Source organism: Antrihabitans cavernicola, assembly GCF_008297975.1.
Classification (GTDB): domain Bacteria; phylum Actinomycetota; class Actinomycetes; order Mycobacteriales; family Mycobacteriaceae; genus Antrihabitans; species Antrihabitans cavernicola.
This window is the reverse complement of record NZ_VLNY01000007.1, coordinates 74,521-90,656: the sequence shown is the minus strand read 5'-3', so window position 1 is coordinate 90,656 and position 16,136 is coordinate 74,521. Positions and strand designations below refer to the sequence as shown.

Annotated in this window: 17 protein-coding genes; 14 read left to right on the top strand and 3 right to left on the bottom strand. The window is 64.7% G+C overall.

Translation table 11 applies throughout. The features are described 5' to 3' along the window. Position 1 precedes the first annotated feature (1 nt). From FOY51_RS16000 to FOY51_RS15990, 3 genes are read left to right on the top strand one after another with little or no spacing between them, the layout of a single operon-like run. Positions 2-703: a DUF2334 domain-containing protein gene (locus FOY51_RS16000; protein ID WP_149431255.1), complete on the top strand. Its 702-nt coding sequence runs from the start codon at positions 2-4 to the stop codon at positions 701-703. A gap of 23 nt (positions 704-726) precedes the next feature. Beyond that, on the top strand, positions 727-1,050 hold the full coding sequence (locus FOY51_RS15995) for a putative quinol monooxygenase (protein ID WP_149431254.1): 324 nt from the start codon (positions 727-729) through the stop codon (positions 1,048-1,050). Positions 1,051-1,066: 16 nt separating this feature from the next. Continuing rightward, complete coding sequence (locus tag FOY51_RS15990) at positions 1,067-2,722, top strand: FAD-binding dehydrogenase (RefSeq protein WP_149431253.1); 1,656 nt, start codon at positions 1,067-1,069, stop codon at positions 2,720-2,722. Here FOY51_RS15990 and FOY51_RS15985 read toward each other — a convergent pair. Further along, the gene (locus FOY51_RS15985; protein ID WP_149431252.1) at positions 2,719-3,366 is read right to left on the bottom strand and encodes an MBL fold metallo-hydrolase; all 648 of its coding nucleotides are present in this window, start codon (positions 3,364-3,366) and stop codon (positions 2,719-2,721) included. The genes FOY51_RS15990 and FOY51_RS15985 overlap by 4 nt on opposite strands. 104 nt (positions 3,367-3,470) lie before the next feature. Here FOY51_RS15985 and purS point away from each other — a divergent pair, with 104 nt between their 5' ends. Then, positions 3,471-3,707, top strand: a complete 237-nt coding sequence (gene purS, locus FOY51_RS15980) for a phosphoribosylformylglycinamidine synthase subunit PurS (protein ID WP_149431251.1) — start codon at positions 3,471-3,473, stop codon at positions 3,705-3,707. A gap of 91 nt (positions 3,708-3,798) precedes the next feature. Continuing rightward, on the top strand, positions 3,799-4,476 hold the full coding sequence (gene purQ, locus FOY51_RS15975) for a phosphoribosylformylglycinamidine synthase subunit PurQ (protein WP_149431250.1): 678 nt from the start codon (positions 3,799-3,801) through the stop codon (positions 4,474-4,476). 57 nt (positions 4,477-4,533) lie between these two features. Here the strand turns inward: purQ and map are convergent, their stop codons facing one another. Continuing rightward, the gene (gene map, locus FOY51_RS15970; protein ID WP_149431249.1) at positions 4,534-5,292 is read right to left on the bottom strand and encodes a type I methionyl aminopeptidase; all 759 of its coding nucleotides are present in this window, start codon (positions 5,290-5,292) and stop codon (positions 4,534-4,536) included. 304 nt (positions 5,293-5,596) lie between these two features. Between map and FOY51_RS15965 the strand changes: the two genes are divergently transcribed. The 8 genes from FOY51_RS15965 (at position 5,597) to FOY51_RS15930 (ending at position 13,065) form a co-directional block, all read left to right on the top strand. Next, entirely contained in the window at positions 5,597-6,574 is a 978-nt protein-coding gene (locus FOY51_RS15965; protein WP_235916396.1) for a patatin-like phospholipase family protein, read from the top strand. Further along, complete coding sequence (locus FOY51_RS15960) at positions 6,559-6,870, top strand: DUF1330 domain-containing protein (RefSeq protein WP_149431248.1); 312 nt, start codon at positions 6,559-6,561, stop codon at positions 6,868-6,870. The genes FOY51_RS15965 and FOY51_RS15960 overlap by 16 nt, the downstream gene beginning before the upstream one ends. Then, complete coding sequence (locus tag FOY51_RS15955; protein ID WP_187776353.1) at positions 6,867-7,655, top strand: ParB N-terminal domain-containing protein; 789 nt, start codon at positions 6,867-6,869, stop codon at positions 7,653-7,655. The genes FOY51_RS15960 and FOY51_RS15955 overlap by 4 nt, the downstream gene beginning before the upstream one ends. A gap of 11 nt (positions 7,656-7,666) precedes the next feature. Beyond that, a complete protein-coding gene (locus FOY51_RS15950; RefSeq protein ID WP_149431246.1) occupies positions 7,667-8,998 on the top strand; it encodes a dipeptidase in 1,332 nt (443 codons plus the stop codon). 10 nt (positions 8,999-9,008) lie between these two features. Continuing rightward, on the top strand, positions 9,009-10,283 hold the full coding sequence (locus tag FOY51_RS15945; protein WP_149431245.1) for a M18 family aminopeptidase: 1,275 nt from the start codon (positions 9,009-9,011) through the stop codon (positions 10,281-10,283). Between the two features lie 125 nt (positions 10,284-10,408). Then, positions 10,409-11,404 (top strand): methionine ABC transporter ATP-binding protein, encoded by a 996-nt coding sequence (locus FOY51_RS15940; RefSeq protein ID WP_149431446.1) that lies wholly within the window; start codon positions 10,409-10,411, stop codon positions 11,402-11,404. Next, entirely contained in the window at positions 11,401-12,105 is a 705-nt protein-coding gene (locus FOY51_RS15935; RefSeq protein WP_149431244.1) for a methionine ABC transporter permease, read from the top strand. Before FOY51_RS15940 ends, FOY51_RS15935 begins: the two co-directional genes overlap by 4 nt. Positions 12,106-12,147: 42 nt before the next feature. Beyond that, positions 12,148-13,065 carry a MetQ/NlpA family ABC transporter substrate-binding protein gene (locus FOY51_RS15930; RefSeq protein ID WP_149431243.1) on the top strand — a complete coding sequence of 306 codons (918 nt, stop codon included), beginning with the start codon at positions 12,148-12,150 and terminating at the stop codon, positions 13,063-13,065. A gap of 73 nt (positions 13,066-13,138) precedes the next feature. Here the strand turns inward: FOY51_RS15930 and FOY51_RS15925 are convergent, their stop codons facing one another. After that, positions 13,139-13,654, bottom strand: a complete 516-nt coding sequence (locus FOY51_RS15925; protein WP_149431242.1) for a hypothetical protein — start codon at positions 13,652-13,654, stop codon at positions 13,139-13,141. Positions 13,655-13,835: 181 nt separating this feature from the next. Here FOY51_RS15925 and purL point away from each other — a divergent pair, with 181 nt between their 5' ends. Beyond that, positions 13,836-16,130, top strand: a complete 2,295-nt coding sequence (gene purL, locus FOY51_RS15920) for a phosphoribosylformylglycinamidine synthase subunit PurL (protein WP_149431241.1) — start codon at positions 13,836-13,838, stop codon at positions 16,128-16,130. Positions 16,131-16,136 lie beyond the last annotated feature (6 nt).

Genomic DNA, 16,136 nt, shown 5'->3' with positions numbered 1-16,136 from the left:
CATGAGCGGTGAACTGATCGTTTCGATTTCGGGGATCAGGTCCGAGACCCGTAAGCACGCAGTCGACTTCGCGGAGCAGATGGATGCCCGCGGAGTGCGACTGTCTTTGCTTGTCGCCCCACGGTTGAAGGACAAGTACAAACTGGTGCGCGACGACGAGACGCAGGACTGGTTGCGGTCTCGTCGCGACGGCGGCGATGCCATCGTGCTGCACGGCTACGACCAGGCCGCGACCGGGCGTCGTCGTGCCGAGTTCGCCACCCTGCCCGAGCACGAGGCTCGGTTGCGGCTGATCGCCGCCGATCGGGTCATGGAGCAGACGGGACTGCGTACTCGCATCTTCGCCGCACCGCGCTGGAATTCGTCGGAGGGTGCGCTTGCCGCCTTGCCCGGCGCGGGGTTCCGGGTGGCGGCGACGTTGACGGCGGTTCACGATCTGGAACGCGGCACCGCCGAGAAGGCTCGTGTTCTCGGAATCGGTGAAGGGTTCCGCGCCGAGCCGTGGTGGTGCAGGGCACTGGTCATGGGTTCCGGTCGGATCGCTCGACGCGGCGCGACCGTGCGGCTTGCGGTGACCGCAAAGCAGTTGGGGAGCTCGGGTCCGCGGCAGGCCATGCTCGACGCCGTCGACCTCGCGCTCTACCACAGTGCGACGTCGGACGTGTACCGCTGGACTCCGGTGCGAGAGTCACGCGCGGCCTGAACGTCCGCGCGTAGGCTTCGCTGATGATCTTCATAGTCGTGAAGTTTCCGGTGAAGCCCGAATATGCCGACGAATGGCTCACGCACGTAGCCGCTTTCACGCAGGCGACGCGCAACGAGGCAGGCAATCTGTGGTTCGAGTGGTCGCGCAGCGTCGACGACCCCACCACCTACGTTCTGGTGGAAGCGTTCCAGGACGGCGCCGCCGCGGCGCACGTCGAGTCGGATCATTTTGCCGCCGGTATCGCTGCCATGCAGCCGCTGGTCCGGGCTACGCCCGACATCGTCAGCACCACCATCGAGGGCGCCGACGGATGGTCGAAGATGGGTGAGCTGCAGGCAGGCTAGCGGCTACTGTTGCGGCATGAGCGAAGCTGCGGACGTCATTGTCGTAGGAGCCGGCCTTGCAGGCTTGGCCGCCACCGCGGAACTGGTGGATGCCGGTAAACGCGTGATCGTGGTCGACCAGGAGAACGCCGACAATCTGGGTGGTCAGGCCTTCTGGTCGTTCGGCGGGCTGTTCTTCGTGAACAGCCCTGAGCAGCGACGACTCGGCATCAAGGACTCCTACGAGCTCGCCATGCAGGACTGGCTCGGCAACGCGGGCTTCGACAGAGAACGCGAAGACCATTGGGGTCGCAAGTGGGCGCAGGCTTACGTCGAGTTCGCGGCGGGGGAGAAGCACAGCTGGTTGGCGCAGCAGGGGCTCAAGCTGTTCCCTGCCGTCGGTTGGGCCGAGCGTGGCGGGTACGGGGCCAACGGGCCTGGCAACTCGGTGCCGCGCTTCCACATCACCTGGGGCACCGGGCCCGGCCTCGTCGAGATCTTCGCCAAGCGCGTGCAGGCGGGTGTCGATCGCGGGCTGGTGACGTATCAGTGGCGGCACCAGGTGGACGAGTTGGTTCTCACCGACGGTGCTGCGACCGGTGTCAAAGGCACTGTGCTGGAACCGTCGTCGGCTGCGCGCGGGATCACGTCGTCGCGCACCGGCGTCGGCGAATTCGAGTTCTCCGCCCAAGCGGTCATCATCACCTCGGGTGGCATCGGCGGCAACTACGAGATGGTCAAGAAGTACTGGCCGAAGCGAATGGGTGCGGCACCGAAGAACATGTTGTGCGGCGTCCCCGCGCACGTCGACGGTCGGATGCTGGATATCGCAGAATCGTCCGGCGCCAACCTGGTCAACCGAGATCGTATGTGGCACTACACCGAAGGCATCACCAACTACGATCCCGTGTGGCCCAAGCACGGCATTCGAATTCTGCCCGGACCGTCGTCGCTGTGGCTCGACGCGACCGGAAAGCGTTTGCCCGGGCCGCTTTTCCCTGGATTCGACACGCTCGGAACCATGGAGCACATCGTCAAGACCGGCCACGATTACACCTGGTTCATCCTCGACCAGAAGATCATCGAGAAGGAGTTCGGACTCTCCGGTCAGGAGCAGAATCCGGACCTCACCGATCGCAACATCAAGCTGGTTCTCGAGCGCATCAAGAAGGGCGCACCCGGTCCGGTGGAGGCGTTCAAGCAAAAGGGTGTCGACTTCATCGTCAAGGACAACCTTGTCGACCTGGTCACCGCGATGAATCAGCTGTCCGGCGAAAATCTGTTGGACTACAACGCAATCGAGAACGAGGTCACCGCCCGCGATCGCGAGTTCGACAACAAGTACTCGAAGGACGCGCAGGTCACCGCCATTCACGGCGCCCGCGCTTACCTTCCGGACAAGATCGCTCGGGTGGCACCGCCGCACAAGTTGCTCGATCCCAAGGCAGGCCCGTTGATTGCGGTGCGGTTGCATCTGCTGACCCGGAAGTCGTTGGGCGGCTTGGAAACCGACCTCGGTTCACGCGTCATGAAGGCCGACGGCACACTGTTCGAAGGTCTCTACGCAGCCGGTGAGGTCGCCGGTTTCGGTGGTGGCGGCGTGCACGGGTACCGCTCGTTGGAAGGCACCTTCGTCGGCGGCTGCATCTTCTCGGGTCGTGCTGCAGGTCGCGACGCTGCTTCTCGGATTTAGGTCAGATCCAGCGATTCTTCCTCCGGCAGCACGCGGAAGTCGGTGCCATCGGGCTTCATCTCGTCGAGCCGCGCGTAGTAGACAGCGCGCCCGTTGCTGGATGCGACTTCCTGGTGGATGGGGAACGCGAAGCGTGGCTTGACGGCGCGGAGGTACTCAACGGCTTCACTGACCTTCATCCACGGTGCGACCGCGGGGACGGCGAGGACGTCGATCTCGCGATCGGGCACGTAGAGCGAATCGCCGGGATGCATGAGCTGGGCAGGCTTGTCGGCGGTGCCCACCAAATAGACGGTGTTGTCGACCACCGGAATCTCGGGATGGATGACGGCATGCTTGCCGCCGTCACCGGTGATCTGGACATCGCCGATCTGCTGCACATCGCCTGCACGAACCGCTGTCCAGGCATCGCCCAGCTTCTCGGCGGTCTGCGGGTCCGCGAACAGCTTGGCGTTCGGATTGGCGTCGATCAACGCAGGTAGGCGCGCGGTATCGGCGTGATCGGGGTGCTGGTGGGTGATGAAGATGGCGTCGAGGCCGGTGATTCCTTCGAACCCGTGCGAAAACGTGCCCGGGTCGAACAGGATTTTCGAGCCGTTGAGCTCGACGAGGATGCAGGAGTGACGGAAGTGGGCTACTCGCATGTGGCCAGTATGCGCGCTTGCGAGGCCTTAGGCAGGGACCGGTAAACTTCGTGCTCGTCAGGGTCGGCTAGGCCCAAATCGCTTCAAACCGCAGGAGGCTGCACGTGGCTCGTGTCGTGGTCGATGTCATGCCGAAGGCCGAGATCCTCGATCCGCAGGGACAGGCCATTGTCGGCGCACTCCCGCGACTCGGATTCAACGGCGTCTCCGATGTGCGTCAGGGCAAGCGATTCGAGCTCGAGGTCGGTGACGACGTCGATGACGACGAGTTGGCGAAGATCGCAGAATCGCTGCTCGCCAACACCGTGATCGAAGACTGGAAAGTGACGCGTCTGCAGTGACATTCCCCGCCTCGAGGCCTTCCTCCGCTCCTCATTCCGTTCCTCGCTGCGCTCCGGTACTCATTGCGATGCTCAGAAAGGCCCTCGTCTCATGACCGCGCGTATCGGAGTCATCACCTTCCCCGGCACCCTCGACGACGTCGACGCTGCCCGCGCAGTCAATCTTGCAGGCGCCGAGGCTGTCAGTCTGTGGCACGGCGATGCCGATCTGAAGGGTGTCGACGCCGTCGTCGTGCCCGGCGGTTTCTCCTATGGCGACTACCTGCGTGCCGGTGCCATCGCTCGCTTCGCGCCGGTGATGGGCGAGGTCGTCGAGGCCGCCAAGGGTGGGCTCCCGGTTCTCGGCATCTGCAACGGTTTCCAGGTGCTGTGCGAGGCGGGGCTGCTCCCGGGTGCGCTCACTCGCAACCAGGGTCTGCACTTCATCTGCCGCGACCAGTGGCTGAAGGTCGAAGCCAACTCCACCGCCTGGTCGTCGCGTTACGAGGCCGGCGCCGAAATTCTGGTGCCGCTTAAGTCGGGTGAAGGCCGGTTCCAGGCGTCGGAGCAGGTGCTCGACGAGCTCGAAGGTGAAGGCCGAGTGGTGTTCCGCTACGCAGGCGACAACCCGAACGGCTCGCAGCGCGGGATCGCGGGTATCGCATCGGCGAACGGTCGGGTGGTCGGATTGATGCCGCACCCCGAGCACGCAACCGAAGCCCTCACCGGCCCCAGCGACGACGGGTTGGGCCTGTTCCTGTCGGTCCTGGACTCGCTGGTCTCCGCTTAGATCAACTCCGCTTAGATCCAACACCGCTTAGATCAACACCGCTTAGATCAACACCGCTTAGGTCAATATCGCTGCAGCACCGTCTGTGACGGCAATGGTGTGCTCGCTGTGCGCGGTTCGAGATCCATCGGCGGAGCGGATGGTCCACCCGTCGGGGTCGTAGACGATCTTGTCTGTGGTGCGGGCGAACCACGGTTCGAGCGCAAGCGTCAATCCTGGTTTCAACTTCAGGCCTCGGCCCGCGCGTCCGGTGTTGGTGACGTGTGGGTCTTCGTGCATCGTGCGACCGAGGCCGTGCCCACCGAATTCGGTGTTGACCGGATAGCCGCAGTCGGCCGCCACGGCTCCGATTGCCGCCGAGATGTCGCCCAAACGGTTACCGGGCACGGCAGCGGCAATGCCTGCGGTCAGTGCCCGTTCTGTTGCTTCGATGAGGCGCTCGTCTTCGGGTTGCGGGACACCGACAATCAGACTCCGCGCCGAATCCGCTACCCAGCCATCGATCGACACCGCGATGTCCATGGACAGCAGATCTGCGTCGCACAGCACGTAGTCGTGTGGAAGACCATGTAGCACAGCATCATTGACCGACAGGCAGATCACGTTGCGAAACGGACCCCGCCCGAACGACGGCGCGTAATCCCAGTAGCACGACACGGCGCCACGCTCCGTGATCAGTTGGCGGGCGCGGTGCTCGAGGTCGAGCAGGTTCACCCCCGGCTCGGCCATCGCTGCGAGGTCGTCGAGCAGTTCATGAATGAATGCGCCGGTAACGCGCATCGCGTCGACCTCGCGAGGTGTCTTCAGTTCCAGCAAATCGTCTCTCCATCCAGTTCGGGCATGACCGGTATTAAAATACCAGAGTGTTGAGGGCGACCTGGAGCGGCCGCGCACTCGAGTTCCGACCCGCGCGTCCCCAATTCGGGGTGTGCGGGCAGAAACTCGAGTGCGCGAGCGCCGGTCGCGGTGCTAATGTCGCGTCGATCGTTGTCGACCGGCAGGAGGTGAGACCCATGTTCGCAGTATCCGTAGTGGGTGCTCCCCTGCAATGCACGATCGCGCGACCGAACTAGTCGCCACCGGGAGCGCCCGTGAAGACAATTCGCGAAAGGCAACTCCCATGAACACAACACCTTCTTTTCAGAACGTCGATTCGACGACAGCCCGCGGTCGAGCAATAGTCCTCGGCGGCGGCGGTTCGACCGGCAACGCGTGGCTGATCGGCGTCGTTGCCGGTCTGTTCGATGCCGGGCTGGATGTGACAACAGCCGACGTGACCATCGGCACGTCAGCAGGCTCGACGGCTGCAGCCCAGATCGCAGGCGCGAGCCCGACCGACCTGTATGCCGCCACCCTCGTCGCGCCGCCGCAACGGACCGGTCCGGTCGGGTCCGGCCCAGGCCGCGCTCCGATCGCCTCGGCCGCGGACAACATGGAGCGAACGCGCAAGATCATCGTCGCTGCTCACGATGTGGCTGACATGCGCCGCAGCATGGGCGCCGCGGCACTCGACCTGGACCCTGCGGGGGATCGCTCTACCCAGTGGCGCGCAATGGTCGCGTCCCGGCTACCGAGCCAGGACTGGCCGAAACGGACCGTGCTGATCACGGCGGTCGATGCCCGAACCGGTGAATCGGTCGTGTTCGACCGGCACAGCGGGGTCGACCTGGTTGACGCGGTGGCGGCCAGCTGTTCCAGTGGCTTCGCCCATCGGATCGGGGACGGTCGCTACATCGACGGCGGTTACCGAACCAACGCCGAGAATGCCGATCTGGCAGCCGGATGCGGACGGGTGCTGGTGCTGTCACCTTTCGGTGGCAGGTCACGGACTCCGGTGGAGTGGGGAACGCACCTCGAAACTCAGGTCGCCGAACTGCGCGCCAGTGGTAGCAGAGTGGAGACGATCTTCCCGGAAGCCAACGCGGAGCACATGTTCGGCGCCAATGCGATGGATCTGTCGCTGCGTCCGGCGGCCGCCAGAGCGGGCTACGACCAAGGCCGAGCCCGTGCCGAGCAGCTCGCCGATTTCGGCGTCGCTCGACTGCTTGACGTGGAGCGTGCTCCAGCACCTAGTGTGAATTCGTGTCCGCCTATGTGATCTCCGAAGTACGCATTCGTGACGAAAGCCTCGCCGGGCAGTACATGAAGTTGGCCGCGGCGTCCATCGAGAAACATGGTGGGCGCTACGTCGTACGCGGTGCCGAGCCGGTTGTCGCCGAGGGTGACTGGGACGACGACCGGCGGGTGGTCGTAGTCGAGTTCCCCGACATGAAGCACCTCGAAGACTGGTACGCATCGAGCGACTATGTGGAGGCGCTGAAACTTCGCAAAGACGCCGTGGATCGGCGGCTGCTGTTCGTGCATGGTGTCGCGCCATCGAATTCGGAGCGGTGACGGTTATGGGGTGGTGGCGTGGAATCCGCAGGCCCGAGGGGTTGGTTTCGCTGGCTGATGTGGTCAGCGCCGCCGGAGACGACGGCTCCATGGGTTCCTACGATGCCGAAGTCCCGCTCGCGCAGGTGCTCGGCTCGGTCGCACGATCGGACGATTTCGACGACCACTTTCGGCCACGTCGCCGAACGAGCAGGTATTCGGAAGTCCTCGAGAGGTTCGACCGCGGTGAAATACCACCGCCGATCGAGCTGATTCGGCTGGGGGAGTTGTACTTCGTGGTCGACGGTCACCACCGGGTGGCCGCCGGCCGCGAACTCGACTGGACGCACCTTCCCGCACGGGTACATCGGATCTGTTCGGTCGCGTTCGTGTGCAGTTGTCTCACCGCCGACGACCTACCGTCCAAGCGCGCGGAGCGGCGGTTTCTCGAAGAGGTACCGCTTCCGGACGACGTTCGTCGGCAGTTGTGGTTGGACCGACCCGCCGACTGGTCTCGCCTCGCCGATTCGGCGTTGGCATGGGGATTTCGCAGGGACCGTGACGGCCGGAGCTCGCGGGCCGACGTCGACCCGCACAGCCTTGCCAGTACGTGGTGGATCGAAGAGGTGATGCCGACCGTGACGCGACTACGCGAAAGCGCGCCGACCGATCTCGCCGACATTCAGGTCTACATCACCGAACTCGCCCGTCGAGACGGTGTCGAGAACCTGAGTTGGCCCAGTGCGCACTGGTGCCGGTCCGTGCACGGAAACGACCCACCATCGACCGTCGACGCGCCGCCGTAGGCTCTTTCACCATGACCGATCTCGCCGACTCCGTCCGTGCCGTCCTACCAGGTGTTCGAGCCGACCTCGAATCACTCGTGCGCATCGAGTCCGTGTGGGCCGATCCGGCCCGCCGCGATCAGGTACATCGAAGTGCCGAGGCCGTGGCCGATCTGCTTCGTGGAGCTGGGTTTCCCGAGGTGGAGATTGTTGCCGAAGGTGGTGCGCCTGCCGTGATCGCGCACTATCCGGCGCCGGATGGTGCGCCGACGGTACTGCTGTACGCGCACCACGACGTCCAGCCCGAAGGTGATCACAAGCTTTGGGACACAGAGCCGTTCGTTGCGACCCAGCGCGGCGAACGGCTCTACGGACGCGGAGCTGCCGACGACAAAGCGGGCATTGCCGCGCACCTCGCCGCTTTCCGGGCACATGGTGGCACGCCACCGGTGGGTGTGACGGTGTTCGTCGAAGGCGAGGAGGAATCGGGTTCGCCCTCGTTGTCCGCGCTGCTGGCGAAGTACGGCGACAGGCTCAGTTGCGACGTCATCGTCATCGCCGATTCCACCAACTGGGATATCGGTGTTCCCGCACTGACCGTTTCGTTGCGCGGTCTTGCCGACTGCGAGGTCACCGTCAGCACGCTCGAACATGCTGTGCACTCGGGCATTTGGGGCGGTGTGGCGCCGGACGCGCTGACCAGCCTCGCGCGGCTGCTCGCGACCCTGCACGACGACGAGGGTAACGTCGCCGTAGCCGGTGTCACCAGCGGCACGGCAGCCGACCTGGACTACCCCGAAGATCGAGTGCGCGCGGAATCGGGCTTGCTGGAAGGGGTTTCGCTGATCGGCTCCGGCTCGATCGTCGAGCGGATGTGGGTCAAGCCTGCGATTGCCGTCCTCGGCATCGATTGCCCCGCTGCGACGGGTGCGTCGAACACGTTGGTACCCAACGCCAAAGCCAAGGTGAGTATGCGCGTCGCGCCTGGACAGGATGCGTCTGCTGCGCTCGACGCCCTCGTCGAGCACCTCGAATCCCACGCGCCGTGGGGAGCGAAGGTGACCGTGACTCGCGGTGAAACAGGCCAGCCCTATGCCATCGACGCCACCGGACCGGCATACGACGCAGCGCGATCCGCATTCCGCGAAGCATGGGGCACCGCGCCCGTCGACATGGGCATCGGTGGATCCATCCCGTTCATCGGCGAGTTCCACGATGCGTTTCCGTCGGCGTCGATCCTGGTGACCGGCGTCGAGGATCCCGATACTCGCGCCCACGGTGCGAACGAAGGATTGCACTGGTCGGAGTTCGAAAAGGTGTGTCTGGCCGAGACCTTGCTCTTGGCGAAACTGGCGGATCTCTAGTATCGATCCCATGCCTACCGATGCAACTGCCGCCGGATTGTGCACCTTCGTCGATGCGTCACCGTCGCCGTTCCACGTCTGCGCGACTGTCGCAACGCAACTTGGTGCGGCGGGCTTCGCCCAACTCTCCGAAGCCGACGCGTGGCCGAAGGAGCAGGGACGCTACTTCCTGATCCGTGGTGGTTCGCTGATCGCGTGGAGCACGGAGGGCGCAGCTCCGGATGCGGCTTTCCGCATCGTCGGCGGGCACACCGACAGCCCCAACCTGCGGGTCAAGCAACATCCCGACCTGGCGTCCGCAGGCTGGCAATTGCTGGGCTTGGAACCGTACGGTGGCGCGTGGCTGAACTCGTGGCTCGATCGCGATCTCGGTATCTCCGGCCGATTGAGCGTGCGTGACGGAAATGGGTTGCGCGAGAAACTGGTTCGCATCGACCGACCCATTCTGCGAGTCCCGCAGCTGGCGATTCACCTGTCCGAAGACCGCAAGGGCGTGCATCTCGATCCGCAGCGGCACGTCAACGCTGTGTGGGGAGTGGGGGAGTCACCGCGGTCGTTCATCGGATTCCTCGCCGACGAGGTGGACGTCGATGCCGACGCAGTGCTCGGCTGGGAATTGATGACGCACGATCTCGCGCCCAGCGGGCTGATCGGGTCGCGGTCCGAGTTGGTCAGCGCGCCACGACTCGACAATCAAGGAACCTGCTACACAGGGACTCAGGCGCTGCTGGCCGCTGCGGCCGAGCCCGGATCCGCGATTCCGGTACTCGCGTTGTTCGATCACGAAGAGGTCGGCAGCACGTCCGATCGTGGTGCCCAGTCCGATCTGCTCGGGTCGGTGCTGGAGCGAATCGTGTTGGGGCGCGGCGGCGGTCGCGAAGACTTCTTGCGCACGATGGCCGGTTCGATCTGTGCATCCGGCGACATGGCGCACGCCACTCACCCGAACTATTGGGAGCGGCACGAGCCCGCACATCGGATCCAGGTCAACGGCGGTCCGGTGCTCAAGGTGAATCAGAACCTGCGCTACGCCACCGACGCCGCGGGCGCAGGCGCCTTCGCGCTTGCTTGTGATCAGGCGGGAGTGCCGTTGCAGCGCTACGTTCATCGAGCCGATCTGCCGTGCGGTTCCACGATCGGCCCCATCACCGCGGCGCGTACCGGGTTGTCGACGGTCGACGTCGGTGCCGCGCAGCTGGCCATGCACTCGGCACGCGAACTCATGGGCGCCGACGACGTCGCGTCGTATGCGAATGCGTTGGGCGCGTTCCTCACCCCGAGCTAGACGTTTAGCAGCGCTATCGACTCAGCGTGAGTCGAAGCCTGTTGTGCGACATCGGTTCTCTGACACGCTCCGCGGCGACACTGCTGCTCTCTGCGGCGGTGCCTGCATGCGAAGAAGGCAAACCGATGATCGAAGTGAACGACCTGACCAAGGCCTACGGCGACACCGTCGTACTGGACGGCCTCAACTTCGGCGTCGACTCCGGCGAGATCTTCGCCGTCGTCGGGCCGAGCGGTGCGGGTAAGAGCACACTTGCGCAGTGCATCAACCTGCTCGAGCGCCCGACCAGCGGATCGGTCGTCGTCAACGGCGAGGACCTGACGCGGTTGAGCCACAAGCAACTTCGGGTCGCGCGCCGCCGGATCGGGACGGTGTTTCAGTCGTCGAGTCTCCTGTCCCGACGCACCGCCGCCGAAAACATCGCCCTTCCGCTGGAGTATCTCGGCGTCACCAAAGGCGAGGCGACGCGTCGTGTGCAGGAACTACTGGACCGCGTCGGCCTGACCGAACGTGCCGACGCGTATCCGTTTCAGCTCTCCGGTGGCCAACGGCAGCGCGTAGGTATTGCGCGCGCATTGGCGCTACGACCTGCTGTGTTGCTGTCCGACGAAGCGACATCCGGCCTCGATCCGCACACCACGTCGTCGGTGGTGTCACTGCTTCGCGAACTGCGTGACGACTTGAATCTCGCGATCGTGTTCATCACCCACGAGATGAACACGGTGCTGGAGATCGCCGACTCGGTGGCACGTCTCGACCGCGGCCGCATCGTCGAAAGTGGCCGACTGGTAGACCTTTTGACCGATCATTCGTCGGCGCTGGGGCGTGACCTGCAGCCGCAGCGCCTCGACGGTGCAGCCAAGCCCGGCGACGCGGTGTGGGTCGCCACCTACGACTCGCCCGATGTGCCCGCCGACTGGATCGGGAGAGTCGCCGACGAACTCGGCACCCCGGTCGCGCTGCTGGGCGCGTCGGTTCAGGTGGTCGGCGGTGTGAGTGTCGGAAGCGTCACCATCGGTGTCGCAGAGAATGTTTCGGGCCGGGTGCCTGCCGCCCTGGCGCGGTTCGGTCTGCAGACGTCGTCGCATAATGCCGCACGCGAGCTCGAGGTCGTCGCATGAGTAACAAGGTTCCGATCTCGGATCTCCCCGCCCTGCTTCTCCCCGCCTTCGTCGACACCCTGATCATGGTAGGGATCGTCATGACGATCGTTGTGCTGGTGGGTGTTCCGCTGGGCGCCACCTTGCACAATCTCGCGCCGGGCGGGCTATTCGAGAACCCCGCGTTGCACACGCCGGTGAGCTGGATCGTCAGCGTCGGCCGGTCACTGCCGTTCCTGATCCTGATGGCGTCGATCATGCCGTTCACACGGTGGATCACCGGCACCAACATCGGAATACCTGCTGCGGTGGTCCCGATGTCGTTGGCGGGCATAGCATTTTTCACTCGCATCGTCGAAAACTCACTGCGATCGGTGCCGCCGTCGGTCGTTGCGGTTGCGCGCGCATCCGGTGGATCGACCGCGCAGATCGTCTGGACGGCCCAACTCAGTGAGGCAGTGCCGTCGATCATCGGTGGCCTGACCATCAACACCATCGCGATGATCGAATACTCGGCAATTGCCGGAACGATCGGTGCCGGCGGAATCGGCTATGTCGCAGTCACATACGGCTACCAACGCTTCGATCACACGGTGATGATCGCAACCATCGTGATCCTGGTTGCCACCGTCGCCGTCGTCCAGCTGATCGGCGATGCGCTGGTCCGCTTCACCACCCCGCACAGTCGCGCCAAAAACAGTCGCGCCCGCGTCGCTGCCTGAGCAACCCCTCGACAGTCCCACCCCACACAGAGAGACACGACGATGACCGCTACCCCCACCCAGGACAAGGCCGACGACGTCGGCGATCACGGTTTCGAATTGAAGAAGCGGCGCAAGCTGCCGTGGATCGTCGGGCTGGTGGTTGTTGTCATCGCGATCGCCGCGGTCGTGCGGTTTGCATTCTTCGACGACAAGCAGTCGGCGAACGAAATCGCAGGCGCCACTTTGGTTGTCGCCACCGCCGAGGGGAATGCCTCGGAACAGGCGCTGGTGAATTTCGTCGCCGACAAGGTCGCGCCGAAGTACGGCATCAAGGTCGGGTTCCGCGGCCTCGCCGACAGCAACACCATCAACCGCGCAGTGAGCGATGGTGAAGTTGCGGCCACGGTCTATCAGCACAAGCTGTGGCTGGGGCAGGTGCTCGAGGCCAACCCCGACTTCCGCGAAGCCGCGGCAACGCCGGTCTTCCGCTGGGGCTTCGGCCTGTGGTCGGACAAGTACAGCAACCCGTCGCAATTGCCGGACGGCGCAACGGTGTCGCTGTACTCCGATCCAGCGAACGAGTCGCAGGGACTATGGGTGCTCGAGCGTGCCGGGCTGATCCAGCTCGACCCGAAGATCGACAAGTCCAAGGCAACGCAGAAGGACATCGTCGGCAATCCGAAGAATCTGAAGTTCAGCTTGCTCGACTTCGCCGCTCAGTCGCGCGCGCTGCCCGACCTCGATGCCGCCGTCGGCTACACCGAGTACTACCTCGCCGCGAACATTCCGCTGCAGAAGCAGATCTTCGCCCCGCCTGCACCGGACGAGTTCGCCGGGCAGCTGACCATCGGTAGCAAGTGGGCCGATGCCGACAACATCAAGAAGCTCGTCTCGGCCTTCAAGGACCCCGAGGTGCAGCAGTTCTTGGCCACCGATCCGCGCGTCAAGGACATTCTGCTGCCGCTCGACGCGAAGTAGATCGTCGAGTTGATGGTTATGCAGCGCGCCTCTCGGGCGGAATCACGCGGCCGATGCCTGCATAACCATCGACTCAGCGGGTGCGACGCGGCGGTGCCGGGACGTCGAGCACTCCCTTGCACACACTGATCTGCGGGTTCAGGAAACTGAAGAGCGCGCCCGTGGTCTGCGTCGAGGTGAACTCGATACGTCCCGGCCCGGGAGCGACGGTCGCCCGGACGGTCGGGATCGGCTGGGTCTGGTCGAACGTGGTGGATCCGCGCTGGTCGGTGTTGATGTTGTGCCAATCGAAGCGGGTCGACACCGCGTAGGGAGCCAGGTTCAACGCGACCTCGATGTTGCGGTTGTCCGACACGCCGTTGACGAAGATCAGCGACTGCTGCGGCCACGGTGCGTTGGAGCCGTAGCCGGCGCGCACGTCGAGCACATAGTTGAACGCGGGCTGCCACGGGAACGGGTTCTCGCTGTGACACACCGAGGTGACGAAGTTGCCCTCTGCCGACGCGGTACCCGCGCTCAGGCCCGTGCCGAGCGCCAAAACTGCGCCGAGCGCCACAATTCCGGCACCGGCCCGTCGAAACGTACTCACAACGCACTCCCATTCGGTTCTCTTGCTGAAGGCAACTTATTCGATCGCGGCAGGAATTGCCCACTCGAGAACTTGCTGTGAGTCGTCGTAGCTCGGCAGCAGGCAAGGCTGCGTGGCCTGCCGGATAGACTGAACTGCGAATCTCGCCTCTCGTCTCCCCCAGGGAAGGGCATCATCGCCAGTGTCAGCTCAGCAGGTCGATACCGTCACCGCCGCAGCAGCCTCGCCCGACACCGCACAGCCCTACAAGGAATTGGGGCTCAAGGACGACGAGTACGCCCGCATCAAGGAGATCCTCGGTCGCAGGCCGACGGCTGCCGAGCTGGCCATGTATTCGGTGATGTGGAGCGAGCACTGCTCGTACAAGTCGTCGAAGGTGCACCTGCGCTACTTCGGTGAGACCACGACCGACGAGATGAAGGCTTCCATGCTCGCCGGCATCGGTGAGAACGCGGGCGTTGTGGATGTCGGTGACGGCTGGGCGGTCACGTTCAAGGTCGAGAGCCACAACCACCCGTCGTACGTCGAGCCCTACCAGGGTGCTGCAACGGGCGTCGGCGGCATCGTCCGCGACATCATGGCCATGGGTGCCCGCCCGATCGCCGTGATGGACCAGCTGCGATTCGGTGCGGCCGACGCACCGGACACCCGACGCGTCGTCGACGGCATCGTCCGTGGCGTCGGCGGCTACGGCAACTCGCTCGGCCTCCCCAACGTGGGCGGCGAAACCGTGTTCGACGCGTCCTACGCCGGCAATCCGTTGGTGAATGCGCTGTGCGCGGGCGTCATGCGGGTCGAGGATCTGCACCTGGCGTTCGCGTCGGGCGCGGGCAACAAGATCATCCTGTTCGGTGCGCGCACCGGGCTCGACGGCATCGGTGGCGTTTCGGTGCTGGCGTCGGAGACCTTCGACGAGTCCGACGGTGGTCGCCCCAAAAAACTCCCCGCCGTCCAGGTCGGTGACCCCTTCACCGAGAAGGTACTCATCGAGTGCTGTCTCGATTTGTACGCGGCCAAACTGGTGGTCGGGATTCAGGACCTCGGCGGTGCCGGGCTGTCCTGCGCCACTTCCGAACTCGCCGCAGCAGGTGACGGTGGTATGCGCATCGACCTGGAGCAGGTTCCGATGCGCGCCACCGGCATGACCGCTGCCGAGGTGCTCTCCAGCGAGTCGCAGGAACGTATGTGCGCCGTCGTGACTCCGGAGAACGTCGACGCCTTCATGGCTGTATGCAACAAGTGGGACGTGCTCGCGACGGTGATCGGCGAAGTGACCGACGGCGAACACCTCGTCATCGATTGGCACGGCGAGACCGTGGTGGACGTGCCGCCGCGCACAGTCGCGCACGAGGGCCCGGTCTACGAGCGTCCCGTCCAGCGCCCCGCCGATCAGGATGCGTTGATCGCCGACACCTCTGCGGGACTGCAGCGTCCGGGTACGCCCGACGAGTTGAAGGCGACGCTGCTGAAGATGATCGGTAGCCCGCAGTTGTGCAGCAGGCGCTGGATCGTCGAGCAGTACGACCGCTACGTTCGCGGCAACACGGTCCTCGCCGAGCATGCCGACGCGGGAGTCGTCCGCATCGACGAAAAGACCGGTCGCGGAATCGCATTGGCGACCGATGCGTCCGGCCGCTACACCAAGCTCGATCCGTATGCGGGTGCGCAGCTCGCGCTCGCGGAAGCGTTCCGCAACGTCGCAACCACCGGTTCGACGCCCAAGGCGGTCAGCAACTGCCTCAACTTCGGCTCGCCGGAAGATCCGGCAGTGATGTGGCAGTTCCAGCAAGCCGTCCGTGGGCTCGCGGATGGTTGTGCGGCGCTGGGGATTCCGGTGACGGGCGGCAACGTCAGCTTCTACAACCAGACGGGCTCGACGCCGATTCTGCCGACGCCGGTGGTCGCTGTGCTCGGCGTGATCGATGATGTCGCCCGTCGCATCCCGACCGGCATCGGCCGCGAGCTCGGCGAGACCTTGATCTTGCTCGGGGAGACCCGCGACGAATTCGACGGATCGATCTGGGCGCAGGTGGAGCACGACCATCTCGGCGGGGTGCCGCCGAAGGTCGACCTCGCGCGCGAGCAGCTGCTTGCCGAGATTCTGCTGGCCGGATCGCGGGACGGCATGATCAGCGCCGCGCACGACCTGTCCGAAGGTGGTTTGGCGCAGGCCGTGGTCGAGGCTGCGTTGGCGGGTGAAACCGGTTGCCGCGTTCTGATTCCCGAGGGTGCCGATCCGTTCGTGACATTGTTCTCCGAGTCGTCGGGCCGTGTGCTGGTTGCCGTCCCGCGCACCGAAGAGACCCGATTCACCAACATGTGCACTGCGCGCGAGGTGCCGTGGACCAAGATCGGTGTTGTCGATCAGGGCTCCGTATCGGTGGAGGTACAGGGCCAGTTCGAGCTGACTCTCGCGGAGCTACGCACCACCTTCGAGGCAACACTTCCGTCGATCTTCGGAAACACAACGGACTGAAGTCTG